Consider the following 26,609-nt stretch of genomic DNA (forward strand, 5'->3'; position numbering starts at 1 on the left):
GTCTACTTGGTGCCGAACATCCGGTCGCCGGCGTCGCCCAACCCCGGCACGATGTAGCCGTGGTCGTTGAGCCGCTCGTCGATCGCGGCGGTCCAGACCGGCACGTCCGGATGCTCGCTCTGGAACTGCGCGATACCTTCAGGCGCGGCCAGAAGGCAGACGAAGCGGATGTCGCGGGCGCCGCGCGCCTTCAGCAGCGAGGCGCCGGCGCAGGCCGAGTTGCCGGTCGCCAGCATCGGATCCATCAGGATCACGGTGCGATCCGACAGGTCCTGCGGCGCCTTGAAGTAATACTCCACGGCCTGCAACGTATCAGGATCGCGGTAGAGCCCGATATGAGCGATGCGCGCCGAGGGCATCAACGCCAGCATGCCGTCGAGGAAGCCGACGCCGGCGCGCAGGATCGGCGCCAGCGTGAGCTTCTTGCCGGCGATCTTGGGCGCCCGCATCGGCGCAATCGGCGTCTCGATCTCGACCAGCTCCAGCGGCAGGTCGCGCGTCACCTCGTAGCCGAGCAGCATCCCGATCTCGTTCAGGATTTCGCGAAAGCTCTTGGTCGAGCGGTCCTTCTCCCGCATCAGGGAGAGCTTGTGCTGGACCAGGGGATGGGCGACCACGTTGACGTTGCTGATGCTCATGAAACCGATCTACACGGTTCCGTGAAACTGCGCCAGATCGGCCGAGTGTTTTTGGTGTGGGAGACGTGCCCTCAGCCGGGCGTCGCGACCGCGCTGCGGAGCCGGTTGCTCGCCCCGTAGGCAGCCATGGTCAATTCGCGGTCGATGGGCGTGACGGTTTATGCTCCGAGCCCGCGCGCCACGAGTGTGATGACGAGCGTCAGGACCGCGCCCACTAGCCGAAATTTTCGCAGCCTACCGGCTCGTAGAGCGGGTCAGGCGCGGGGCGAACAGTGGGAACACTCGGACGCGAAACTTCCAGGGCCAATGCCTGAACCTCGATGAAAGCCGACAGCAGTGCGAGCGCGAGATCGGAGTAGCGCGCCTCGACCGCGGCGTCGAGCCAGTCCGGCAATTCGCGCTCGCGCGAGAGAGCGCAATGCCATTCACCCTCGTCATAGGCGATGCGGCGGACTTGCCAGAGCGGCAGCTCCAGCTCCATCAGTGCGCGGCATCGGCCCAGGCCTCTGCTTCGATCAGGCGCGTGACGCGCGCGGTGGGCTCGATCTGTCCGAGCTGAAGGGAAGTGCCGACACGCCTTGTCGATGATCTCGAGCATCAGCGGTTGCGTCATCACCTGCGCATTGCGCAAGCGGTTGCCAAGTGACGGTGGATCGTAGTGTCGGAGAGCGGCGGTGGTCATGTCAGGCCTCCTGGAGGTGGCGTCGGTCAGTCGGCCGGCCTCTCCAAGATGGCCAAAACGGCATTTGAAAACGAGATGGGGGCGGGGCGGGAGATATAGGGATTTCATAAGTGCGGGATGGGGGCGGTCGCGCGCCATTCTCCGCCTTCGCCGGGACGACGATGTGATGTGCCTCGCGAGCGTTGTCCGACCAGGCCAGCCTCGGCCTTTTATGAGATTCCTATAACTTCGCCACGGCCCTCGTCTCGAAAACCTATGCCTGGGGTGGCACTTCAGCACGGTCAAAGGTCCCGGTGGGCGCGGTGGAAATGCACTGGCATTTCCTTTCACGCGCCGACCGGGTCTCCCGAGAAACGGTTGCGTCCAAATCAATGGCGCAACGAGGAGTATCTCCATGATGGACATTCTGATGCTGGCGCTGGGCTTCGGCTTCTTCGCCCTTGCGATTGGCTACACCTACGCCTGCGAACGGCTTTGAAGGAGCGGCCATGATCTTCGATTATTCGCTCGCCGGCGCCGTTTCGCTCGGCCTCCTGTTCTACCTCACTTACGCGCTGCTGCGGCCCGAGCGGTTCTGACCGTGCTCACGAAGCCTGAAGGGTTGATATCATGACTATGATCGGTTGGCTCCAGATCATTCTCTTTTGCGTCATTACCGTCGCGCTCACAAAACCGCTCGGCTGGTACATGACGCGCGTGTTCAACGGCGAGCGGACCTTCCTGTCTCCGGTGCTGCGTCCGATCGAGGCCGGCATCTACCGGTTCTCCGGCGTCGACGAGAAGCGCGAGCAGCATTGGCTGACCTATACGGTCGCCATGCTGTTGTTCCATGTCGGCGGCTTCCTCATCATCTACGGCGTGATGCGGTTGCAGGCCGTCCTGCCGTTCAATCCGGCCGGCCAAAGCGCTGTCGCCGCGGATCTCTCCTTCAACACCGCGATCTCCTTCATCACCAACACCAACTGGCAGAATTACGGTGGAGAGAGCACGCTGTCCTATCTCGTGCAGATGCTCGGCTTGACGCACCAGAACTTCTTGTCGGCGGCAACCGGCATCGCGCTGGCGGTCGCCCTGATCCGCGGCTTCTCGCGCGCGTCGGCGCGCACCGTCGGAAATTTTTGGGTCGACGTCACCCGCTGCAGCCTCTATGTGCTGTTGCCAATCGGTATTGTCTATACGCTGTTCCTGGTCTGGCAGGGCATCCCGCAGACGCTCGGTGACTATGTCGAGGCCACCACGCTCGAGGGTGCCAAGCAAACCATCGCGGTCGGCCCGGTCGCCTCCCAGGTCGCGATCAAGATGCTCGGCACCAATGGCGGCGGCTTCTTCAACGCCAATGCGGCGCATCCGTTCGAAAATCCAACCGCGCTGTCGAACTTCGTGCAGATGCTGTCGATCTTCGTTCTGGGTGCGGCGCTGACCAACGTGTTCGGCCGCATGGTCGGCAACCAGCGCCAGGGCTGGGCGATCCTGTCCGTGATGGGTGTGCTGTTCGTCGCCGGTGTCGCCATCACCTATTGGGCGGAAGCCAACGGTACTTCGACCCTGCACGCGCTCGGCCTGACCGGCGGCAACATGGAAGGCAAGGAGGTTCGCTTCGGCATCGTCGCGTCCTCCCTGTTCGCGGTGATCACGACGGCCGCCTCCTGTGGCGCGGTCAACGCCATGCATGACAGCTTCACGGCGCTCGGCGGCATGATTCCCCTGATCAATATGCAGCTCGGCGAAATCATCGTCGGCGGGGTCGGCGCCGGCCTTTATGGCATGCTGCTGTTCGTCGTGCTCGCGATCTTCGTGGCAGGCCTGATGGTCGGCCGCACGCCGGAGTATGTCGGCAAGAAGATCGAGGCGCGCGAAGTGAAGATGGCGATGCTCGCGATCCTGGTGCTGCCGCTGATGTATCTGGGATGGACGGCGGTCGGCGTGGTCTATCCGGCGGCGGTCGCCTCGATGGCGAATGCCGGGCCGCATGGCTTCACCGAGGTGCTCTATGCCTTCACCTCGGCGACCGGCAACAACGGCTCGGCCTTCGCGGGCCTCACCGGCAACACCTTCTTCTACAATCTCACGCTCGCAAGCGCGATGTTCGTCGGCCGCTTCTTCATGATCATCCCGGCGATGGCGATCGCGGGTTCGCTGGCCGCCAAGAAATCGATCCCGCCGTCCGCGGGCACCCTCCCGACCACGGGCGGGCTGTTCGTCGGCCTCGTCGTCGGCGTGATCCTGATCATCGGCGGCCTCACCTTCTTCCCGGCCCTCGCCCTCGGCCCCATCGTCGAGCATCTCGCGATGAACGCCGGCCAGGTGTTCTGAACGACTAGTGTTCTGATCGACCGCCTTCTGATTGTTTGGAGTGACCTCCATGGATACCACGAAACTGCAAAAACGCGCGTCCGTCTCGGCGATGCTCGATCCCAAGATCGTCGTGCCTGCGATCCGCGCGTCCTTCATCAAGCTCGATCCGCGCTTGATGATCAAGAATCCGGTGATGTTTGTGGTCGAGATCGTGGCCGCGCTCACCACTGTGATCTTCCTGCGCGATCTCCTCACCGGCGGTGAGAATCTCGGCTTCACCTTCCAGATCATCGTCTGGCTCTGGTTTACGGTGCTGTTTGCCAACTTCGCCGAAGCGGTAGCAGAAGGCCGCGGCAAGGCGCAGGCGGAATCGCTGCGCAAGACCCGCACCGAGAGCCAGGCCAAGCTACTGACCGGCTCTGACCGCACCTTCAAGTTGGTGCCCGGCACCAGCCTCAAGGTCGGCGACATCGTGCTGGTCGAGGCCGGCGATACCATTCCCTCCGATGGCGAGGTGATCGAGGGCGTCGCGTCCGTCAACGAGGCCGCCATCACCGGCGAGTCCGCACCCGTGATCCGCGAATCCGGTGGCGACCGTTCGGCGGTGACCGGCGGCACCCAGGTGCTGTCCGACTGGTTTCGCGTGCGGATCACGGCAGCGCAGGGCTCGACCTTCATCGACCGTATGATCAAGCTGGTCGAGGGCGCCGAGCGGGCGAAGACTCCGAACGAGATCGCGCTCAACATCCTGCTGGCGGGCCTCACCATCATCTTCGTGTTCGCCACCGTCACCATCCCGAGCTACGCGGCCTATGCCGGCGGCTCGATCTCGGTGGTTGTGCTGGTCGCGCTGTTCGTGACGCTGATCCCGACCACGATCGGCGCACTGCTGTCGGCGATCGGCATCGCCGGCATGGACCGTCTGGTCCGCTTCAACGTGCTGGCGATGTCCGGCCGTGCGGTCGAGGCCGCCGGAGACGTCGACACGCTACTGCTCGACAAGACCGGAACGATCACGCTCGGCAACCGCCAGGCGACCTCCTTTCGCCCGGTGCGCGGGGTCACCGAGCAGGAGCTCGCGGACGCGGCCCAGCTCGCCTCGCTCGCCGACGAGACCCCGGAGGGCCGTTCGATCGTGGTGCTGGCCAAGGAAAAATACAGTATCCGTGGCCGCGACATGGCCGAGTTGGGAGCCACCTTCATCCCGTTCACGGCGCTGACCCGCATGAGCGGCGTCGATGCCGGCGGCTCGTCGGTGCGCAAGGGCGCGGTCGATGCGATCCTCAACTATGTCGGTGGCGGTGCGCCGCTGGTGGTCGCCTCCGGCAACACGGCTCGTTCCATCCAGCCCGCCGGGCTCTCGGACATCGGCCGCGAGATTCAGACCATCGCCGACGACATATCGAAGGCCGGCGGCACGCCGCTGGCGGTCGCCCGGGACGGCAAGCTGCTCGGCATCATCCAGCTCAAGGACATCGTCAAGGGCGGTATCCGCGAGCGCTTTGCCGAGCTGCGACGCATGGGCATCCGCACCGTCATGATTACCGGCGACAATCCCATGACGGCGGCCGCGATTGCAGCGGAAGCCGGCGTCGACGACTTCCTGGCGCAGGCAACTCCCGAGGACAAACTCAAGCTGATCCGCGACGAGCAGGCCAAGGGTAAGTTGGTGGCGATGTGCGGCGACGGCACCAACGATGCGCCGGCGCTCGCGCAGGCAGATGTCGGTGTCGCCATGAACACGGGCACCCAGGCGGCTCGCGAGGCCGGCAACATGGTCGACCTCGACTCCAATCCGACCAAGCTGATCGAGGTGGTCGAGATCGGCAAGCAGCTCCTGATGACGCGCGGCGCGCTGACTACATTCTCGATCGCCAACGACGTCGCGAAATATTTCGCGATAATCCCGGCGATGTTCCTGGCGTTCTACCCCCAGCTCAATGTGCTCAACATCATGAATCTGTCGAGCCCGCAGAGCGCCATCCTGTCGGCGATCATCTTCAACGCGCTTGTTATCATCGCGCTGATCCCGCTGGCGCTGAAGGGCGCCGCCTATCGCGCGGTCGGGGCCGGCGCACTGCTCCGGCGCAACCTGCTGATCTACGGCCTCGGCGGAATCGTCATTCCCTTCATCGGCATCAAGGCGATCGACCTCGTGGTGACCGCTTTGCATTTGGCCTAACCCCGTCATTGCGAGCGAAGCGAAGCAATCCAGAATTCTTGCCGCGGCTGAGAGACTGGATTGCTTCGTCGCTTCGCCCCTCGCAATGACGAAAGAAATAGGAGAAACACATGCTCAGAGAAATCCGCCCCGCCATCGTCCTGCTGCTGGTGCTCACCGCCATCACTGGCTTAGCCTATCCGCTCGCGATGACCGCTATTGCCGGCGCGATCTTCCCCGCGCAGGCGCAGGGCAGCCTGATCGAGCGCGACGGCAAGGTGGTCGGCTCCGCCCTGATCGGGCAGGAGTTCAAGGACGACAAATATTTCCACGGCCGTCCCTCGGCGACGGTGGCGCCGAATCCGAACGATTCGACCAAGACGGTACCGGCGCCCTACAACGCCGCGAATTCGGGTGGCTCAAATCTCGGCCCGACCAGCAAGGCGCTGGCCGACCGGCTGCAGGAAGACGTGGACAAGCTCAGGGGCGAGAATCCGAATGCCGCCGTGCCGGTCGACCTCGTGACGACCTCAGCCAGTGGCCTCGATCCGGATATCTCGCCGGAAGCGGCGCAATTCCAGGTGCCGCGCGTCGCGAAGGCGCGAAACGTGCCGGAGGATCAGGTCAAGCAACTGGTGGCTTCCAACACCCAGGGCCGCCTGCTCGGCCTGATCGGCGAGCCCCGGGTCAACGTGCTGACTCTGAATCTCGCGCTCGATCGTGCCACGAAGTAGTCTAGGCTAGGTCCGCGCGGATGATTATATTGATCTGATGGTCCGAGAGCGCCGCGATCCCGAACAACGTCCTTCGCCCGAGGCGCTGCTGGAGGCCGCGCGCCGGGAGGAGGGCGTGAGCGGCAAGCTGAAAATCTTCGTCGGCGCCGCTCCCGGCGTCGGCAAGACCTACGAGATGCTGCAAAGCGCCCACGCCAAGCGCAAGGCCGGCATCGACCTCGTGGTCGGCTTCGTCGAGACCCATGGCCGGGCCGAGACAGAGGCGCTGGTGCGTGGGCTGGAAGTGATCCCGCGCAAGAAGCTCGACTACCGCGGCCAGATTGTCGAAGAAATGGATCTCGACGCCGTGATCGCGCGCCGCCCGAAAATCGCGCTGGTCGACGAGCTCGCCCACACCAATGCTCCCCTTTGCCGCCATCCAAAACGCCATCTCGATGTCGAGGAGCTGCTGTCCCACGGCATCGACGTCTACACCGCCGTCAATATCCAGCACATCGAGAGCCTGAACGACGTTGTCGCGCAGATCACCCATGTGCGGGTGCGCGAGACCGTGCCGGATTCGGTGTTCGACCGCGCAGACGCCATCGAGCTGATCGACCTCACGCCCGACGACCTGATCCAGCGCCTGAAGGAAGGCAAGGTCTATGTCCCCAGGCAGGCCGAGCGGGCGCTGGAGCATTATTTCTCGCCGGGCAACCTGACCGCGCTGCGTGAACTCGCGCTGCGGCGCACGGCCGAACGGGTCGACGAGCAGCTACTCAGCCACATGCAGGCGAACGCGATCGCCGGTCCCTGGGCCGCAGGCGAGCGCATCCTCGTCTGCATCAGCGAAGATCCGCGCGCGGCCAGCCTCGTGCGTTACACCAAGCGGCTGGCCGACCGGCTGCACGCGCCGTTTATCGCGGTGTCGATCGAGACGCGGCGGTCCCTGCAAATGTCCGATGAGGAGCGCGACCGGCTCGCCGATACGCTGCGGCTCGCGGAATCGCTCGGCGGCGAGGCACTGACGATTCCGGGCGTCGGCCGCCGCCTCGCCGACGACGTGGTCAACTTCGCGCAGGGCAACAACGTCACCCAGATCGTGATCGGAAAGTCCACGCGCTCGCTCTGGTTCGAGATGACGCGCGGCTCCGTCGTGCACGATCTGGTGCGCCGCGCCGGTAACATCAGCGTGCATGTCATCCCTGGCGACGAATTCACGAACGAGCCGCCGCCGAAGACGGCGGTACAGACCGCAACGCGATCGGACCCGTTCGATGGGCGGCCCTATCTGAAGGCGGTCGGGATCACCGCGCTTGGCCTCGCTGCCGCCGTGGCGATCAAGCCGTATTTCGGCATTGAGAACGTCGACCTGATGTTTCTGACCGCCGTGGTGACGGTTGCCGTGCGCTACGGATTGTGGCCGTCGTTGCTTGCGAGTGTCGCGGCGTCCCTCGCCTACAATTTCTTCTTCCTGCCGCCGGTCTATACCTTCACCATTACCGATCCGACCAATGTCGCGGCGTTCTTTTTCTTCATGCTGATTGCGTTCGTGGTGTCGAATGTGGCGGGGCGGGTCCGCACCCAGGCTGATGCTGCGATCGGCCGCATCCGGACCACCGAGCAGCTCTATGCTTTCAGCCGCAAGCTCGCCGGCACCGGCACGCTCGACGACGTGCTGTGGGCGACCGCCTACCAGATCGCGCTGATGCTGAAAGTCCGCGTGGTGCTGCTGTTGCCGGACGAAGGGCTGCTCACGGTGAAGTCGGGCTATCCGCCCGAGGACGATCTCGATCAGGCCGACCTTGCGGCCGCCAACTGGGCCTGGAGCAATGACCGGCCTGCAGGCCGCGGCTCGGACACGCTGCCTGGTGCAAAACGGCTATTCCTGCCGATGCGCACCGGGCGCGGCCCGATCGGGGTCATCGGAATCGACAACGACCGCAGCGGTCCCTTGCTGACGCCGGACCAGCGCCGGCTGCTCGACGCGCTGGTCGACCAGGGCGCGCTGGCGATCGAACGCGTGCTGCTGGTCGAGGACGTCGATCGCGTCAAGCGCTCCGTCGAATCCGAGCGGCTGCGTTCCGCATTGTTGACCTCGATTTCACACGACCTGAAGACGCCGCTCGCATCCGTGCTGGGTGCGGCCTCGACCATGCGCGATCTCGCCAGCGCGCTCTCCGACACCGAGAATCGCGACCTGCTCGCGACGGTCATCGACGAATCCGAACGGCTCAACCGCTTCATCGCCAATCTGCTCGACATGACCAAGCTCGAATCCGGCGCCATCGTGCCCAACGCTGCGTTGCACGATCTCGGAGAGATCGTCGGCAGCGCGCTCCGGCGGGCAGCCAAGATCCTCACCGCCCACAAGGTGGAGCTGGAGTTGGCCGCAGACCTTCCTATGCTCCAGCTCGATGCGGTGCTGTTCGAGCAGGTGCTGTTCAACCTGCTCGACAACGCCGCCAAATATTCGCAGCCCCACGCGACGGTCTCGATCCGCAGCCGGCGCGACAGCGATCATGTGGTGCTCCAGATTGCCGACGAGGGCGACGGCATTCCGTCTGAGGAGCTCGAGAGGGTGTTCGACAAGTTTTATCGCGTGCAGAAGGGCGACCATGTCCGTCCCGGCACCGGGCTCGGGCTCGCCATCTCCCGCGGCTTCGTCGAGGCGATGCGTGGCACGATCTCGGCGGCGAATCGCAGCGACCGGAGCGGCGCGGTTCTGACCATCCGTCTGCCCATTCCCGCCCGGACCCGTGCATTGGATACCGCCGCATGAGCGCCGCCCCGATCAAAGTGCTGGTCATCGACGACGAGCCGCCGATCCGCAAATTGCTGCGGATGGGGCTCTCGACGCAAGGCTATGAGATCCTGGAGGCGTCGAACGGCAAGACCGCGCTGGAGAAGCTCAGCGAGGATCCCGCGCTGATCATCCTCGATCTCGGCCTGCCCGACATCCAGGGCCATGAGCTGTTGCGTACCATCCGCGCCCGCAACGAAGCTGTGCCGATCGTGGTGCTGTCGAGCCGTGGCGATGAGGCCGGCAAGGTGCAGGCGCTGGATCTGGGTGCCGACGATTACCTGACGAAGCCGTTCGGCATGGACGAGCTGCTGGCGCGCCTGCGCGCCGCGCTGCGCCACCAGCTTCAGATCCAGGGCGAACGGCCGGTGTTTCGTGCCGGCGATCTCTCGGTCGATCTGGTGCGCCGGGTCGTCAGGGTCGGCGAGCGCGACGTCAAACTGTCGCCGAAGGAATATGACCTCCTGCGTGTGCTGGTGCAGCACGCCGGCAAGGTGCTCACCCACCGCTTCCTGCTGAGGGAGTTATGGGACGAGCTGACCGACGCGCAATATCTCCGCGTCTATGTCCGCCAGCTCCGGCAAAAGATCGAAGCGGATCCGGAACGGCCGCAACATGTGCTGACGGAGACGGGGATCGGCTATCGGCTGAAGGCGGGGGATTGACGCTGCATCCCTCATCCTGAGGAGCGCGGAACGCGCGTCTCGAAGGATGAAGGTCCCGACTGTTGCAGCGAGGCCTGCATGGTTCGAGACGGCGCTTCGCGCCTCCTCACCTTGAGGGAAGAGAGTGAGGTGCGCGGTGGAGAGCTAACCCGCCTTCCTCTGCCGCGCTGTCGACCGATGCGTCTTCTTCGCGGCGCCCGTTCGCCCCGACGCCCGGCGCGCATGGGACTTCGCCGCCGTCTTCTTCCCGCCGCGTCCCTTCAAGCTCTGCTTCAGCGCATCCATCAGGCTGACCACATTGCTCGGCTTCTCCTCGGGCTCCGGCAGTTCGATTGTCTTGCCGCTGGCCTTGCGCTTCACCAGGGCCTTCAGCGCGGTCTCGTAGTCGTCCTTGAACTTGCTGGGATCGAAATGGGAGGTCTTGGTCTGGAGGATATGGCCGGCGAGCTCAACCATGTCCTTGGTGATCTTCGGGCTCTTGATGTCGTCGAAGAACTGGTCCTCGTCGCGCAGTTCGTAGGGGAAGCGCAGCGTGGTGCCGAGCAGGCCCTTGCCGAGCGGCTCGATCGCGATGATGTGCTCGCGATTGGTGAGCACGATCTTGGCGAGCGCGACGCGATCCTGGTCCTTCATGGCGTCGCGGATCACGGCAAAAGCATCGACCGCGGCCTTGCCGTCGGGCGCGATGTAGTAGGGGTGGTTGAGATAGCGCTGGTCGATCTCGTCGCTCGGCACAAAGCTCTCGATGTCGATGGTGTGGTTGCTCTCGATCTGGACCGCTTCGAGCTCCTCCGGCTCGATCTCGACATATTTGCCCTTGCGCAGCTCGTAGCCGCGCCCCTTCTGGTCGCTCTCGACGACGTCGCCGGTCTCGGCGTCGATCATCTGCTGCTTCAACCGGTTGCCGGTCTCCCGGTTGATCATGTGAAACCGCGTCTTCTCGGCCGCGGTGGTCGCCGGATAAAGCACAACGGGGCAACTGACCAGCGAGAGCTTCAACGTTCCCTTCCAATAGGCGCGCGGTGCCATTCCGTTCTCCAGCGTCTGCGAGTCATTTTGGAACCCCAACCGTCCCGCGGGGTTTTGGTTCCGGGTGGGATGCGGGCCGTGATAGGCTTCACGCCAAAGAGAATCCGGGACCAGTCGTGCTGCAAAAGCTCTCCAAGTATCGACAGAAACGTGATTTCGAGAAGACGCCCGAGCCATCGGGCAAGACCGCGGTGGCGCCGTCGAAGCAGCGCCGCTTCGTGATTCAGAAGCATGACGCTTCGCGGCTGCACTACGATCTGCGGCTCGAGTTCGATGGCGTCTTCAAGTCCTGGGCGGTGACAAAAGGGCCCTCGCTCGATCCGCACGACAAGCGGCTGGCCGTCGAGGTCGAGGACCATCCGCTCGACTATGGCGACTTCGAAGGCACGATTCCGGAAGGCCAGTACGGCGGCGGCACGGTCATGCTGTGGGATCGCGGCACCTGGGAATCCGATGATCCCGAACGCGGTTTCAAGAAGGGCGATCTGAAGTTCACGCTGCACGGCGAGAAGCTGCACGGCAGCTGGGTCCTGGTGCGCATGCGCAACGACCGCACCGGCGGCAAACGGACCAATTGGCTCCTGATCAAGCATCGCGACGAATATGTTCGCGAGGGCGCAGACAACGACATTCTCGAGGAGGACAAATCGGTCGCCTCCGGCCGCGCGATGGATCAGATCGCCGAAGGCAAGGGCCGTGCGCCAAAACCGTTCATGCTGGCGAAGGGCACCAAGGCCAAGGCCGACGCGGTCTGGCAGTCCAACCGGGCGGACGAGGCGAAAGAGCGCACGGTCAAGCCGGCGCCCCGCGCGGCGTTGAAAACCGGCAAAACAGTCAAGAAGAAAGCGACGACCGCGACGACCGCGAACAAGGCGGCGGAGATGCCGGATTTCGTGGCGCCGCAGCTCTGTACGTCGGTCGAGCGCCCGCCGAGCGGCGACGGCTGGTGCCACGAGATCAAGTTCGACGGCTACCGCGTGCAGCTGCGGGTCGAGGGCGGCAAGGCGACGTTGAAGACGCGCAAAGGCCTCGACTGGACCGAAAAATTCGCAACTATCGCGAAGGAGGCGGGCGCGCTGCCGGATATGATGGTCGACGGCGAGATCGTCGCGCTCGACCACAATGGAGCACCCAATTTTTCGTCGCTCCAGGCGGCGCTGTCGGACGGCAAGACCGAGGAGCTCATCTTCTTTGCGTTCGACCTGCTGTTTGCGGAAGGCCTCGATTATCGCCGGCTGCCGCTCGGCGAGCGCAAGGCGCGCTTGAAGGAGCTGCTGGAAGCGCGTAAGCGCAAATCGAGCCAGATTCGCTATGTCGAGCATTTCGAAAGCGGCGGCGACGCCGTGCTGCAATCCGCCTGCAAGCTCGAGCTCGAGGGCGTGGTGTCGAAGAAGCTGGACGCGCCCTATCGTTCGGGGCGGACAGAAAGCTGGACCAAAGCAAAATGCCGCGCCGGCCATGAGGTCGTGATCGGCGGTTACAAGACCACCAATGGCAAATTCCGTTCGCTGATGGCCGGCGTGCACCGCGGTGATCATCTCGCCTTCGTCGGCATGGTCGGCACCGGCTTCGGCGCGGACAAGGTCAAGCGCATCATGCCGTCCTTGAAGGCTATGGAGGCGAAGCAAAGCCCCTTCGGCGGCAAGAACGCACCGAAAAAGACGCGCGAGGTGCACTGGCTGAAGCCGGAGCTCGTGGCGGAGATCGAGTTCGCCGGCTTCACTGCCGACGGCAATATCCGCCAGGCCGCCTTCAAGGGTTTGCGGCAGGACAAGCCGGCGGAGGAGGTCGAGGCCGAGACACCGGTCGATACCGAGCTTGCCGAGCCCTCGACGAAGCAGCGCGCGAAGCCGCGCGCGCAAGCGAAGACCGGTGCACGAACAGCGCAAGCCGGCACTGCCGAAGTGATGGGTGTCGTGCTCTCGAAGCCGGACAAGGCGCTGTGGCCGGACGACGGCAATGGCGATCCCGTTACCAAGCTGGATCTCGCGCGCTACCTCGAAGCCGTCGGCGAATGGATGATCGTGCACCTCAAGGGCCGGCCGTGCTCGCTGATCCGCGCCCCTGATGGCATCAAGGGCGAATGCTTCTTCCAGCGCCACGCCATGCAGGGCACCTCGAACCTTCTGGAGCTCGCGCGGGTCTCCGGCGACCGCAAGCCCTATTTGCAGATCGACCGCATCGAAGGGCTCGCGGCCGTGGCGCAGATCGGCGGCGTCGAGCTGCATCCCTGGAATTGCGCGCCCTACGCCTACGATACCCCGGGCCGGCTGGTGTTCGATCTCGATCCCGCGCCCGACGTCGTCTTCGCCGAGGTCGTCGAGGCCGCCAAGGAGATGCGGCAGCGGCTGACCGACATCGGCATGGACAGCTTCTGCAAGACCACCGGCGGCAAAGGTCTGCACGTCGTGGTCCCGCTGCGTCACGGCGCGCGCGACCAGGTGAGCTGGAAGGAGGCCAAGGCCTTCGCGCAAGGCGTCTGCCAGTGGATGGCGGACGACGCTCCCGAGCGCTATCTGCTCAACATGTCGAAGAAGCTGCGCAACGGAAAGATCTTCCTGGACTATCTGCGCAACGATCGGATGTCGACGGCGGTGGCGCCGCTGTCGCCGCGTGCGCGAGATGGTGCGACTGTGTCGATGCCGGTCACGTGGGCGCAGGTGAAGAGCGACCTCGATCCGAAGCGGTACACGGTGCGGACGGTGCCCGGCTTGCTGGCGCGATCGAAGGCGTGGGATGGTTATGACGATGCAGCGGCGTCGATCAAGGCGGCGATCAAGAAGCTCGCCGGGAAAACGAAGTAGGGTGGGTAAAGCGAAGCGTGCCCACCATCTTCTCTCAGCCGAGCAAAAAGGTGGGCCCGGCGCATTCCGCCTTTGCCCACCCTACTAGATCTTCGTTTGGTGGCTAGATCCGTCCCAGCAGGAGCAGGATCAGCAGGATCACGATGACGAGCCCGAGACCGCCGCCGCCGTAATAGCCGGTGCCGTAGAACGGGCCGCCGCCGATGCCGCTGAAGCCGCCGAGCAGCGCGATGACCAAAATGATCAGAATGATCGTACCGATAGACATGCGGAAATCTCCTCCAGCCCTTCGTTAGAAGGGTCGTTTGCAACCTGTCCCGTGGTGCGAGGGCAACTTGCCGCAGGTTCTAAAGTTCCGCCAATGAAACACCGTGCACGCGCAACTTGCATGGAACCTTTGTGGTACCGCCGGGCATGACTATGTGAGGTTCAATCACTAACCGGGCAGAGCCATGTCAGCACCGCTTGTCGTCTCCATTCCCCACCGCTTGGGCCGCGAGGAGGCGGTGCGCCGGCTCAAGACTGGGCTAGGCCGTGCTGCGGCGAGCATTCCCGTGATGCAGGTCGAGGAGGAGAGCTGGAGCGGCGACAGCATGAATTTCCGCATCCGCGCGCTCGGGCAGATCGCGACGGGGCAGGTCGACGTCGCCGACGACCATGTCAAGGTGCAGGTGGTGCTGCCCTGGCTATTGCAGCGCTTTGCGGAGATGGCGCAGGCCACGATTCGCAAGCGCGGCCAGCTGCTGTTGGGCAAGGACGGGAAAAGCTAGCGTTCAAGCGCGGGTGCGCTGTCGCACCGGCTTCGCCGCGCCCGCTGGGCGCGCGGGGATGACCGAAGCGGGAAAACCGCGAAGCGCCTGCGCGAGCGGCAGATCGTTGCCGGCGAAACCCGGCACATTATAGCCCGTGACGTCAATAGTGGCGTCGGCCCCATCGAACGCCGGCCATTCGCGGCCTGCTTGCGTGAAAGGTGCGAACTGGCGCCCGACCACGACGATCGCCGCAGCCCGGCCGTGGCGGCGGGCAAACGCTACGACATGGTCGGCATGTGCGCCCCGCACCTGAAGCGGCTGGTAGTCACCTCGCGCGAAGACGTCGGGCAGCTCGTTGCGCAGCTTGAGCAGGTGCCGCGTCCAGGCCAGCTTGAGCTGACCGTCCGGCCAGCTCTTGATCAGATGATTCCAATCCGGGTTGTCCAGCGTGCCCAGCGCCGCGTGTCGCGCGGAAAAATCCACCGGGCGGCGGTTGTCGGGATCGACCAGCGACAGATCCCAGAATTCGGTGCCCTGGTAAAAGTCGGGCACGCCCGGCAGTGTCGCCTTGAGCGTGAGCTGGCTCAGCGCGTTCAGCGCGCCGAGCAGCGCGACGCGGCGAGCCAGCGTGTTCAGCGCCTCCAGGAATTCGCCTGATTGCGCGGGATCGAGGATCTTCGCGATGAAGCTCTTGACGCCGTTCTCATAGGCCTCGTGCGGGTTGAGCCAGCTGGTCTCCTCCTTGCCCTCGCGCGCGGCCTTGAGCGCATAGGCCTGGATACGCGCGACGAAACCGGCATCGGCCGGCTCCACGAGCGGCCAGGCGCCGAGCAGGGTCTGGTAGAGCATGTATTCGAACGTGGCCGACGGAGCGCGCAGATTGCCGTCGAGCGCGAGGTGCGGTGCGTTCAGGACTTTCCAGCGTGCCACAGCGCTGGTCCATTCGCCGGGAATTTCACTTAAGGCAGCGATCCGCGCCCGGGCGTCCTCGCCACGTTTGGTGTCGTGCGTGGCGGTCGCCGTCATCCCTTGCGGCCATTCCCTGGCGCGGGCCTGCATGGTCTCGTGGAAAGCGGGAATGGTGAGGCCCTTGCTCGCGGGATCGCCGCCGACTTCGTTCAGGGCGAGCAGCCGGTGAAATTGATAGAAAGCAGTGTCCTCCAACGACTTCGCCATCATCGGCCCGGTGAATTGCTGCACCTTCAGCGCAAAGCGGCGCACCCGCGGGGCACTGTGCGGGGGACGGCCAGGCTTGAGCAGGTCCATGGTGAGGGCGTCGCGCAGGAAGTCGAAAATGCCTTCGTCCGCGGCGAACCATTCCCGGCGAGCGTGCTCGATGGTGTTGTCGATCAGCTTACGATCGTTCGCCGTTGGCGCGCTTGTCGTCAAATAGGTGCGGTACACCGGAAAATGCAGCACATAGAGCTCGAGCGCCTGCCGCAGGCTGTCAGCGGAAAAGTCGCGGGTCGAGTAGTGCCCGTTGGCGATGCGCGCAAGCAGGCGCGTCAGAACCGTGAATTCGCTGGTCAGCAGCGTCTCCAGCACGCGCCGTTTGGCATCCTTGACGTAAGGCGCGAGCCGCGGCGGCCGGTTGCTGATCTGTCGCCAGGTCTCGTCCATGGCCTCCAGCCCCTTGGCGTCGACCAGAACGTGAGTGATGGCATTCATCCACTCATAGCCGGTGGTGCCCTGGACGCCGGCGAAATGCGGCAGGCGCTCGTGCTCGCACAGGATTTTCTCGATCACCGTATAGAACGGCTTTGTGGTGCCCTGAGCGTCGCGCACCAGCCGGCGCAGCCGCTGGCAATATTGCGCGGGATCGCGCAGGCCGTCGATATGATCGAGCCGGATGCCTTGCAGTTTGCCGTCGGCAATGAGTTGCTTCACCAGCCGGTGCGTGGCGGCGAACGTGCCGGGATCCTCGACGCGCATGCCGGCGAGCCCGTTGACGTCGAAGAAACGTCGATAGTTGATGTCGCTGGAGGCAAGCCGCCAGTGCCCCAGCTTGTAGTGCTGGCGCTCCAGCAAATGATGCAGCGCCAGCGTCTGCGCGGGACGGTCCTTGGCCGCGCGATAGGCGCCGAGGCCGCGCCCGATGATATCGGCGCTGCCTGCGATCTCCCTGAGCTCCGCCTTGAAGCCGGGTGCTTCCTTGCGGTTGGGGCGGCGCAGTCCCGTGTAGCGCGCCGCGAGCGACAGCAGGCGCTTGCCCGTCTCGGTCTCGGCGGCGTCGGCGTCCTTCACGATCATCCGCAGCACCTCGCCATAGCGCTCCGGCGCGATCGGCAATCGATGTTCGAAATACCAGGCGGAAAAACTACCTTCGTTGGGATCGTAGCGCAGCTCGATATCGCCGCTCTCGAGCGCTTCGCCATAGGACGCTCCGAGGATCGGCAGCAGCACGCCGCCGCGGGCGCGGAAGGCCAGTTGATCCCAGTCGATATCGAAGGAGACGGCGTGCGGCGAGGCCTGGCCCCATTCCAGCACGTCCAGCCACCAGGGATTGTCGGCGAAGTGCACGCCGACATGGTTCGGTACGAAGTCGATGATGAGGCCGAGGTCGTGTCGCGTCAGCGCCTCGCTCAGCCGCGCGAAGCCGGCCTCGCCGCCGAGCTCCGGATTGAACTGGCTGTGGTCGACGGTGTCATAGCCGTGCGTCGAGCCCTTGCGGGCCTTCATCACCGGCGAGGTGTAGAGATGCGTGATTCCCAGCGCCTTCAGGTAGGGCACCACCGCGGCGGCCTTGTCGAAGTCGAAATCCGCGGTGAGCTGAAGCCGGTAGGTTGCGAGAGGAATGGCTGGAGGCATCTCAACCTCCGAGGCGCCAGACCACCGACCAGGGCGCAAGCCGGTCGCCGGTTGCGCCGCCCCAGATCAGGGTCCCCACACCGCCGTCGGAACACGCGATGTCCTTGTCGGAGAGATTGGCCACGAGGCGCAACGTCGCGCCATCTCCCATGTGCCAATGTGCGGTGAGCAGGCCGCTATCGGCCACGGCGGCATCACCGAAGCGCGCACCTTTCAGTCGTGGCGCGATCTCCTTGTGGCGGAGTGCGAGCAGCTCCCGCACCAGCGCGAGACGCGCATCCTGCTCCGGCGTGTGGTCGGTCCAGTCGAGCACGGCCGATTGCAGTGTTGCCGGATCGAGCGGGTCGGGCACCTCGTCGCCGTACTTTTCATAGGCCCAGGCGTATTCCTGCCTGCGCCCCCTGCGGACGGCATCAGCCAGTCCGCCCTGGAAGTCGCAGAAGAACGGGAAGGGCGCGATGGAGCCCCACTCCTCGCCCTGGAACAGCATCGGCACCATCGGTGCGAGCAGGGTCACCGCGAGTGCGGCTTCGATCTGCTCGGGCGATGCCAGGCTTTCGAGCCGGTCGCCAAGCGGCCGGTTGCCGATCTGGTCGTGGTTCTGCAGGAAGTTGACGAAGGTTGCCGGCGGCAGCTCGCCGCTGTTCTCGCCCCGCGGCTTCTTGCCCCAGAATTCCGAGATCTCGCCCTGATAGACGAAGCCGGAGGCGAGCGCGCGTGCGAGATCGAGCCGCGGCGTTTGATAGTCCGCATAATAGCCGGCGAGTTCGCCCGTCAGCATCACGTGCCAGACGTGGTGGTAGTCGTCGTTCCACTGGCCGCGATATTTGCCGTTCGGAGGCTCCTGCGCCGCGTCGAGCAGGCTCGCGCGGTTGTCGCCGTTCTCCAGCACGAGATGGATATGGCGCTCCGTCGCCTTGGCAAGCTCGCCCGCGGCGACGCTAAGGTCTTGCAGCATCGATTGCTCGCCGGGGATCGCCATGATGTGATTGGCGGCATCGAGCCTCAGGCCGTCGAAGCGATAGTCGCTGAGCCACGACAGCGCGTTCTCGACGGCAAAAGCGCGAACCTGCGGCACGCGATAATCGATCGCACTGCCCCATGGCGTGTGCGCGTCGGTGAAGAAGGCCGGCGCGTAGCGGCCGAGGTAATTTCCCTCGGGGCCGAAATGATTGTAGACGACGTCGAGGAACACCATCAGCCCGCGCAGATGGGCTTCGTCGATCAGCGTCTTCAATTCATCGGGATGACCATAGGCGCTGTCGGGCGCGTACCACAGCACGCCATCATAACCCCAGCCGCGGCGACCGGCGAAGTCAGCCAGCGGCATCAGTTCGATCGCGGTGATGCCGGTCGCGACGAGATGATCGAGCTTGTCGATCATGGCACGATAGGTGCCTTCCGCAGTGAAGGTGCCGACATGCGTCTCGATCAGCACCGTCTCTCCCCACGGGCGGCCGCGCCAATCGGATGCGCGCCAGGCGAAGGCGTCATGATCGATCACCTCGCTCGGGCCGAACACGTCGTCGGGTTGGAATGCAGACGCCGGATCGGGCACGTCGATCTCGTCATCGATCCTGAATTTGTAGTTGCTGCCGACGGGCAGATTGGCAATCTCGGCGACATACCAGCCATCCTGCCGGCGCTGCATCGCGTGTCGTCTGTCGAGCAGGAGATCGACACGGCGCGCGGCAGGCGCCCACAGCCGGAACGATACGCCGTCCCTCGTCGGCCTCGCCCCGAAGGATGGCCTCATAGCGCCCCCGCGAAAACGAGCACGGAGCGCGGCGGCGCCTTGCTGTCGCTCCCGGGCTGGAAGTCGATCGTATTCAGCTTGGCGTCGGTCGTGTTCAGGATCTGCTGCCAGCTCTTGTATTCAGTCATTTTTGGCAATTTGAATGCGATCTCTTCGGGGGCTGCGTTGAGTACGATAAAGATCGCGGCGCTGCCCGGTTCCATCGGCCCCATCACATAGGAGAGGAACCGCCCTTCCGGGAATTTCCAGTCGCTTTCCGTCATTTCGTCGCCGGCCGGCGTCAGCCACAGCGCGCCATAGGAGATGCCGTCCTTGGGGCGGCCGTCGAGCCAGCGATGGCTGCGAAGCTGCGAGAACCGGCGGCGGATATCGGCGAGTTCGGCGACAAAACCGACCATGTCGTCGCCGTCCTTGCCGAGATTGTCCCAGCCGACCCAGCCCACCTCGTTGTCCTGGCAATAGGCGTTGTTGTTGCCTGATTGCGAATTCCCGACCTCGTCGCCTGCGAGGATCAGCGGAATGCCCTGCGCCAGCATGAGGCAGGCCAGTACGTTCTTGCGAAGCTGCCGGCGCAAGCTGACGATTTGGGGATCGTCGGTCGGACCCTCGACACCGCAATTGTTGCTGTGGTTGTCGTTGGAGCCGTCGCGATTGTCCTCGCCATTGGCCTCGTTATGCTTCTCGTTGTAGCTGAAGAGATCGGCCAGGGTGAAGCCGTCATGCACGGTGATGTGGTTGATGCTGGCGCGCGGCCGCCGTCCGTCGTGGTTGAACAGGTCGGAGGACGCCGTCATGCGGCTGGAGATATCGCCGATCAGGCTGCCTTCGCCGCTCCAGTAGCGGCGCATGGCGCTGCGGTAACGGTCGTTCCACTCCGACCATTGCGAGGGAAATGCGCCCACCTGATAGCCGCCAAGGCCGAGATCCCAGGGTTCGGCGACGAGCTTGACGCTCGCCAGCACCGGGTCCTGGCGGATCGCGGTCAGGAACGAGCTGCCTCGATCATAACCGTTCGGTCCGCGGGCCAGCGTGGTTGCGAGGTCGAAACGGAAGCCGTCGACGTGGCAGACCTCGACCCAGTAGCGCAGTGAATCCATCACCATCTGCAGCACGCGCGGGTGGGTGAGGTTCACCGACGAGCCGCAGCCGGTAAAATCGTCGTAGTAGCGCGGGTTTTCGCGGTTCAGCCAGTAATAGGAGGCGTTGTCGATGCCGCGATAGCACAGCGTCGGACCGAGATGATTGCCCTCGGCGGTGTGATTGTAGACGACGTCGAGCATCACCTCGATGCCGGCATCGTGCAGACGTGCGATCGTGGTGCGGAAGGAATCGAGAGCGTTGTCCTGGGCGTAGCGCTGCTCGGGCGCGAAGAAGGACAGGGTGTTATAGCCCCAGTAGTTGACGAGCTTCTTCTCCACCAAGATGCGGTCGTCGACGAAGCTGTGCACCGGCAGAAGCTCTACCGTGGTGACGCCGAGCTTCTTCAGGTGCTCGATCATCGCGGGCGAGGACAGGCCGCCATAGGTGCCGCGCAAATTCGGCGGCACGTCGTCGCGCTTCTGTGTCAGTCCCTTGACGTGGGCCTCGTAGATGATGGTATCTTCCCAGGGAATGTTGGGCCGGATCTCGCGGCGGCCCCAGTTGAAGGTCTCGTCGACGACGACGGCCTTCGGCATGCCGCGCGCGTTGTCGCGCCGGTCGAACGACAGGTCTTCGCGCGGGCTTCCGGTGCGATAGGCGAAATGCGCGTCACTCCAGACCAGCCGCCCGGAAAGCCGCTTGGCATAGGGGTCTAGCACGAGCTTGTTGGCATTGAAGCGGTGGCCGTGCTCCGGCTCGTAGGGGCCATGCACGCGGTAGCCGTAGAGCTGGCCGGGCGAGACGTCGTTGAGATAGCCGTGCCAGACATCCTCGGTGCGCTCCGGCAGCTCGACGCGCTCGAGTTCGCGGCGGCCCTGCATGTCGAACAGGCACAGCTCGACCTTCTGCGCGTTGGCGGAGAACAGCGCGAAATTGGTGCCGCGTCCGTCCCAGCTTGCGCCGAGGCGTGCGGGCGATCCAGCAGTCAGGCGCATCGTTCAGCTTTCCGGAACGAGGAAGATCGCGGCGAGCGGCGGAATGGTGAGGCGGAGCTCGCCATTGACGGCGTGGACTTCGCCGATGTTGCCGACATTGCTGCCGCCGTAATGAGCGGAGTCCGAGTTGAACACTTCCTTCCACTTGCCACCGAACGGCGCGCGAACGCGGTAATTGCGATAGACATTGGGTGAGAAGTTGACGATCACCATGCACCGGGCGTGCTCGTCAAATCCCTTGCGCAGCCAGGCGAACACGTTGCGGTTGGCGTCGTCGGTGATCAGCCATTCGAAGCCGGCCTGCTCGCAGTCCATCTGGTGCAGGGCGGGCACCGCGCGATAGAGCCGGTTGAGATCGCGGATCAACGCCTGGATGCCTGAATGGGGCTTGTACTCGAGCAAGTGCCAGTCGAGCGATTGGTCGTGATTCCATTCTCGGCTTTGCGCGATCTCGGCGCCCATGAACAGCAGCTTCTTGCCGGGATGGCCGAACATGAAGCTGTAATAGGCGCGCAAATTCGCGAAGCGCTGCCATTCGTCGCCGGGCATGCGCCCGAGGATAGAGCGCTTGCCGTGCACGACTTCGTCGTGCGACAGCGGCAGGACGAAGTTCTCCGAGAAGGCGTAGTGCAGGCCGAACAGGATGTCGCCGTGATGATGCTTGCGGTGGATCGGGTCCTTGCTGATGTAGTTCAGCGTGTCGTGCATCCAGCCCATATTCCACTTGTAGCCGAAGCCGAGCCCTCCGAATTCGACCGGGCGCGAGACCTGCGGCCAGGCGGTGGACTCTTCGGCGGCCGTGGTCGCCTGCGGGAAACGCGCGAACAGCTCGGTGTTGAAGCGGCGCAGGAACGCGATCGCCTCGATGTTCTCCCGGCCGCCATGCTGGTTCGGAATCCACGCGCCGGGCGGACGGCTGTAGTCGAGGTAGAGCATGGACGCGACGGCATCGACGCGCAGTCCGTCGATCGCGTAGCGCTCGAGCCAGAACAGCGCGTTCGAGACCAGGAAGTTCGTCACTTCGGTGCGGCCGTAATTGTAGATCAGCGTGCCCCAATCGAGATGCCGGCCCTGGAGCGGATTGGCGTGCTCGTACAGCGCTGTGCCGTCGAAGCTGCCGAGCCCGTGCGGATCGTCCGGGAAGTGGCCGGGCACCCAGTCGAGCAGCACGCCGACGCCCTCGCGGTGGCAGGCATCGACCAGCGCGGCAAAATCCTCCGGCGTGCCGAAGCGGCTGGTCGGCGCATACAGCCCCGTCGGCTGATAGCCCCACGAGCCGTCGAAAGGATGCTCGCTGACGGGGAGGAATTCGAGATGGGTGAAGCCCATGTCGCGGGCGTAGGCCGGCAGCTGCTCGGCCAGCTCGCGATAGGTCAGCCATTCATTGCCGTTCTTGCGCCGCCATGAGCCGAGATGGACCTCGTAGATCGACATCGGCGCGGACAACGCGTTGATGCCGTCGGGCGCCGGTCGCGGCCGGGGCAGATGTGCTTCGTCGAACACGATAGAAGCGGTCTTCGGGCGCACCTCGCTTGCAAAAGCCATCGGATCGGACTTCAGCGGAAGCAGATGGCCATGCGGTCCGATAATTTCGAACTTGTAGTGGTCGCCGGCCTTGGCGTGCGGGATGAACAATTCCCAATAACCCGCGCCGCGCACCCGCATCGGATGGCGCCGTCCGTCCCAAAAATTGAAATCGCCGACCACGGAGACGCGCCGGGCGTTGGGCGCCAGCACCACGAAGCCGATGCCATCGATGCCTTCGAGCCGCATCGGATGCGCGCCGAGCTTGTCGTAAAGGCGCTGGTGGGTGCCTTCGCCAAGCAGATAGAGGTCGAAATCGGTCAGGATCGGCGGAAAGCGATAGGTGTCCTCGAATTCGATGACGTTGTCGCCGAACTTCGCGCGGAGCTGGTAGTGCTTCGCGCCGTTCGGCAGAGCTCCGATGAACAGGCCGGCATCATGGACGCGATCGAGCTTCGCCACCTCGCCGTGCTCGCCCACCGCCTCGACGTTGGAAGCATCGGGAAGAAACGCGCGCACCACGCTCTTGTCGCCCTCGGGATGCAGCCCGAGATAGTGGAACGGATCGGAGTGGCGACCCTCGATGATCGCATAGGCCTCGGCAGGGAGTTTAGGCATGGGCTTCGCTCTCGATACTGGACAGAATGCGAAGCAGTCCGGACAGCGGCGCATGGAGCCCCTCAGGCCGGTGGGACAGCTCGTACTCTACTTCCTCGAACGCTTGATCAAGCAGGAAAAACCTTAACAGGCCAGCCGCAGATTGCGGATCTTCCGGCCACAGCCGCCGATCGGTCATGGCTTCGCGGTAGGCGGTGAGGAACGTCGCGGTGGTGCGCTCGCGCCATTCGTCGAGCGCTGCCGTGAGACGGCCCTGTTCGTCGGAGGCGCCCGTGAGCGCGCGGTGAAGCGCCGCGTTAACCGAAAGATCAATCGAGCGGATCAGGCCGGCAACGTCACGCGCCGCAGGCAGCTTGCGCCGCTTGTCGGCCAGCGGCAAACGCGGATCTCCGTCGAAGTCGATGATGAAGATATCGTCCTTCACAATCAGAGTTTGCCCGAGGCGGAAATCGCCATGATGACGGATGTTCAACCCGCCGAGCTCGGAAGGTAAGAGCGCGTTGAGCCGGCCGGACAGGGTCGCGCGCTCCGCGGCGAGCTGATTGATCAGCGGTCGGTCCACCTCCCGCAGGCGGTCGGTGCTGGCGGCCAGCCGCTCGAAAACCCGCTCGGCCCGTGTCTCGAGCTCGGATGACCAGCGCTTGACGTGTGCGGAGCCAATGGGCTCCGGCGCGAGATCTCCGGGCTTTGCAGCGGCCAGAGCCACATGCAGCTCGGCGAGCCGTCGGCCGATCTGCGTAATGAAGTGCAGATAGGGCGCTTGCTCCTGGGTCTCGCGGGGCATCTCGCCCGGTGGCAGCACCCGTTGCTCGTCGATATAGCGGTCGAGATAGCCCGCGGTGACGCCCCAGCCGTCGCCCTGGTTCTCGACATAGGCGTGCAGCACGCCGACTGCGCTGCGACGGTCGTCTTCGACCAGCTCGACGCTGCCGAGCAGTGCCGGCGTATTGGCAAAGCGGGCGATCTCGGTGAGGTAGGAGCCGATCTCGATCTCGGGATTGATGCCGGCTTCGAGCTGACGATAGATCTTGGCGACATACTGGTTGTCGACCAGCGCGGTGCTGTTCGACTGCTCGATCGTGCGGATGCGTTCGGGCTCCTTGATGGTGTACTCGGCAAACCGGCTGGTCGCCTTGAACTCCAGCCGCAGATTGTTTTCTTCCACCACCAGGTTCTGCGACAGATTGCGCAGGAACAGGCCGATGAAGATCTGCTCGGTTGCCACGTCCAGCAGCGTCCCTTCGCGGGCCCCCTGACGCACGGCGGCGAGCGCCCTGGGATTGAAGCGTTCGCGGTCGAAGCGCACCCATTCGATCTGCATCGGCAGCACGTAGCGCGTGGTGACGTCGCCCTGCGCCGCCTCGAAGAACGCGATCCAGGGCCTGTTGTCGCCGATGTCGCAGAACGGCACCGCCGAGGTCAGCGTCGGCTTGATGTGCTTGGGATTGTGCTCCGGATACCAGCGCGTGCGCGACAGGAATCCCGGCAGCACCTCGTGCTCGAACACGCCGCGCTCGCGCGCCAGCGACACCCAGGTCGAGTTCACCGGCACCACCAGCGTCTCGAATTCGGGCACTGCGCGCGGCGTCACCGGCTCGGACTTGTCGCGCTCGGTGAGCTGGAACCAGTAGAAGCCATAGGGCCCCAGCGTGACCATGTAGGGCAGTTCGCCGATCGCCGGAAAACGCGTGCGGCCGAGCATCTCCTGCGGGATGCGGTCCTTCCAGGGCGACAGATCGAGCTCGGTCGCCTGGGCCGCGCGCGACAGATTGGCGACGCAGAGGATCACCTCGTCGCGGTACTGCCGGACATAGGCCAGCACGGCGCGGTTGGCCGGGCGGATGAAGGTCATGGTGCCGCGGCCGAAGGCGAGCGTCGATTTGCGCACCGAGATCAGACGCTTGGTCGCGCTGAGCAGCGAGGACAGGCTGCGCGACTGCGCCTCCACGTTCACCGATTCATAGCCGTAGACCGGATCCATGATCAGCGGCGCGTAGAGGCGGGCCGGGTCGCAGCGCGAGAAGCCGCCGTTGCGGTCCGGGCTCCACTGCATCGGCGTGCGCACGCCGTTGCGGTCGCCGAGATAGATGTTGTCGCCCATCCCGATCTCGTCGCCGTAGTAGATGATCGGCGTGCCGGGGAAGGACAGCAGCAGCGAGTTCATCAGCTCGATCTTGCGCCGGTCGTTGTCCATCAGCGGCGCGAGGCGCCGGCGGATGCCGACATTGATGCGGGCGCGCGGATCGTTGGCGTAGGTGGTCCACAGATAGTCGCGCTCGACGTCGGTCACCATCTCCAGCGTCAGCTCGTCATGGTTGCGCAGGAACAGCGCCCATTGGCAGCTCGCCGGAATATCCGGCGTCTGGCGCAGGATGTCGGTGATCGGGAAACGGTCCTCCTGGGCGATCGCCATGTAGATGCGCGGCATCAGCGGGAAGTGGTAGGCCATGTGGCACTCGTCGCCGCGGCCGAAATATTCCTGCACGTCCTCCGGCCATTGATTGGCCTCGGCCAGCAGCAGCTTGCCCTTGGAGTAGGAATCCAGCTCGTGGCGGAGCCGCTTGATGATGGCATGCGTCTCGGGGAGGTTCTCGTTCGAGGTGCCTTCGCGCTCGCAGAGATAGGGAATGGCGTCCAGACGGAAGCCGTCGACGCCGGCATCCAGCCAGCGCTTCATCACCTGGATCAGCGCGCTGACGACGCGCGGATTGTCGAAATTGAGATCCGGCTGGTGCGAGAAGAAGCGGTGCCAGTAGAACGCGCCGGCCTCGTGATCCCAGGTCCAGTTCGACTTCTCCGTGTCGGTGAAGATGATACGGGTGCCCTGGTATTTCTGGTCGGTGTCGCTCCAGACATACCAGTTGCGGGCGCTCGAGCCTGCCGGGCTGCGGCGAGCACGCTTGAACCAATTGTGCTGGTCCGAGGTGTGGTTGACGACGAGCTCGGTGATGACGCGCAAGCCTCGCTTCTGGGCCTCCTGGATGAAGCGCTTGAAATCCTTCATCGTCCCGAAATCGGGATTGACCGAACCGTAGTCGGCGATGTCGTAGCCGTCGTCGCGGCCGGGCGAGGGATAGAACGGCAGCAGCCAGAGCGCGGTGACGCCGAGCTCCTGGAGATAGGGCAGCTTCTCGGTCAGCCCGGCGAAGTCGCCGATGCCGTCATTGTTGCTATCGGCAAACGCCTTGACGTGAAGCTGATAGATAATGGCGTCCTTGTACCAGAGCTCGTCCACGATCTCGGCAGCCTCGGCTTTCTTGGTGTCGACGGAAGACAATACGTTCAT

The 26,609-nt window shown here is 64.4% G+C and carries 16 protein-coding genes and 1 pseudogene; 8 read left to right on the forward strand and 9 right to left on the reverse strand.

From position 1 onward, the window contains the following. Positions 1–2 precede the first annotated feature (2 nt). Together upp and IVB36_RS36130 are read right to left on the reverse strand one after the other, a co-directional pair. Complete coding sequence (gene upp / locus IVB36_RS36125; protein WP_018454040.1) at positions 3–638, reverse strand: uracil phosphoribosyltransferase; 636 nt, start codon at positions 636–638, stop codon at positions 3–5. Between the two features lie 214 nt (positions 639–852). After that, a pseudogene (locus IVB36_RS36130) lies at positions 853–1,320 on the reverse strand (hypothetical protein). Positions 1,321–1,808: 488 nt separating this feature from the next. Here IVB36_RS36130 and IVB36_RS36135 point away from each other — a divergent pair. The 6 genes from IVB36_RS36135 (at position 1,809) to IVB36_RS36160 (ending at position 9,957) form a co-directional block, all read left to right on the forward strand. Continuing rightward, the gene (locus IVB36_RS36135; RefSeq protein ID WP_018454042.1) at positions 1,809–1,898 is read left to right on the forward strand and encodes a K(+)-transporting ATPase subunit F; all 90 of its coding nucleotides are present in this window, start codon (positions 1,809–1,811) and stop codon (positions 1,896–1,898) included. Positions 1,899–1,929: 31 nt separating this feature from the next. Further along, on the forward strand, positions 1,930–3,633 hold the full coding sequence (gene kdpA / locus IVB36_RS36140; RefSeq protein WP_247295041.1) for a potassium-transporting ATPase subunit KdpA: 1,704 nt from the start codon (positions 1,930–1,932) through the stop codon (positions 3,631–3,633). A gap of 49 nt (positions 3,634–3,682) precedes the next feature. Further along, positions 3,683–5,797, forward strand: a complete 2,115-nt coding sequence (gene kdpB / locus IVB36_RS36145; RefSeq protein ID WP_247295038.1) for a potassium-transporting ATPase subunit KdpB — start codon at positions 3,683–3,685, stop codon at positions 5,795–5,797. 110 nt (positions 5,798–5,907) lie between these two features. After that, positions 5,908–6,510 carry a K(+)-transporting ATPase subunit C gene (locus IVB36_RS36150; RefSeq protein WP_018454045.1) on the forward strand — a complete coding sequence of 201 codons (603 nt, stop codon included), beginning with the start codon at positions 5,908–5,910 and terminating at the stop codon, positions 6,508–6,510. A 37-nt stretch (positions 6,511–6,547) separates the two neighbouring features. After that, positions 6,548–9,271: a sensor histidine kinase KdpD gene (locus IVB36_RS36155; protein WP_247295034.1), complete on the forward strand. Its 2,724-nt coding sequence runs from the start codon at positions 6,548–6,550 to the stop codon at positions 9,269–9,271. Further along, positions 9,268–9,957, forward strand: a complete 690-nt coding sequence (locus IVB36_RS36160) for a response regulator transcription factor (RefSeq protein ID WP_018454047.1) — start codon at positions 9,268–9,270, stop codon at positions 9,955–9,957. Before IVB36_RS36155 ends, IVB36_RS36160 begins: the two co-directional genes overlap by 4 nt. A gap of 144 nt (positions 9,958–10,101) precedes the next feature. Here IVB36_RS36160 and IVB36_RS36165 read toward each other — a convergent pair whose 3' ends face one another. Next, entirely contained in the window at positions 10,102–10,986 is an 885-nt protein-coding gene (locus IVB36_RS36165; RefSeq protein ID WP_018454048.1) for a Ku protein, read from the reverse strand. Positions 10,987–11,102: 116 nt separating this feature from the next. On the opposite strand from IVB36_RS36165, the gene ligD reads away from it, so the two are divergent. Then, positions 11,103–13,790 (forward strand): DNA ligase D, encoded by a 2,688-nt coding sequence (ligD, locus tag IVB36_RS36170; protein ID WP_085361508.1) that lies wholly within the window; start codon positions 11,103–11,105, stop codon positions 13,788–13,790. 103 nt (positions 13,791–13,893) lie between these two features. Here ligD and IVB36_RS36175 read toward each other — a convergent pair whose 3' ends face one another. Next, on the reverse strand, positions 13,894–14,058 hold the full coding sequence (locus tag IVB36_RS36175; protein WP_007595743.1) for a DUF3309 family protein: 165 nt from the start codon (positions 14,056–14,058) through the stop codon (positions 13,894–13,896). A 184-nt stretch (positions 14,059–14,242) separates the two neighbouring features. Between IVB36_RS36175 and IVB36_RS36180 the strand changes: the two genes are divergently transcribed. Beyond that, complete coding sequence (locus IVB36_RS36180) at positions 14,243–14,560, forward strand: polyhydroxyalkanoic acid system family protein (protein WP_085351913.1); 318 nt, start codon at positions 14,243–14,245, stop codon at positions 14,558–14,560. Between the two features lie 3 nt (positions 14,561–14,563). Here the strand turns inward: IVB36_RS36180 and treY are convergent, their stop codons facing one another. From treY to treS, 5 genes are read right to left on the reverse strand one after another with little or no spacing between them, the layout of a single operon-like run. Further along, entirely contained in the window at positions 14,564–17,350 is a 2,787-nt protein-coding gene (gene treY / locus IVB36_RS36185; protein WP_247295031.1) for a malto-oligosyltrehalose synthase, read from the reverse strand. A gap of 1 nt (position 17,351) precedes the next feature. Next, on the reverse strand, positions 17,352–19,106 hold the full coding sequence (gene treZ / locus IVB36_RS36190; RefSeq protein WP_247394767.1) for a malto-oligosyltrehalose trehalohydrolase: 1,755 nt from the start codon (positions 19,104–19,106) through the stop codon (positions 17,352–17,354). Further along, entirely contained in the window at positions 19,103–21,181 is a 2,079-nt protein-coding gene (gene glgX, locus IVB36_RS36195) for a glycogen debranching protein GlgX (RefSeq protein WP_247394770.1), read from the reverse strand. Before glgX ends, treZ begins: the two co-directional genes overlap by 4 nt. Positions 21,182–21,184: 3 nt before the next feature. Further along, positions 21,185–23,323, reverse strand: coding sequence for a 1,4-alpha-glucan branching protein GlgB (gene glgB, locus IVB36_RS36200; RefSeq protein WP_018454055.1), 2,139 nt, complete (start codon positions 23,321–23,323; stop codon positions 21,185–21,187). Next, the gene (gene treS / locus IVB36_RS36205) at positions 23,316–26,609 is read right to left on the reverse strand and encodes a maltose alpha-D-glucosyltransferase (protein ID WP_085351909.1); all 3,294 of its coding nucleotides are present in this window, start codon (positions 26,607–26,609) and stop codon (positions 23,316–23,318) included. The genes glgB and treS overlap by 8 nt, the downstream gene beginning before the upstream one ends.

The sequence above is a fragment of the Bradyrhizobium sp. 35 genome (assembly GCF_023073215.1).
Taxonomy (GTDB): domain Bacteria; phylum Pseudomonadota; class Alphaproteobacteria; order Rhizobiales; family Xanthobacteraceae; genus Bradyrhizobium; species Bradyrhizobium canariense_D.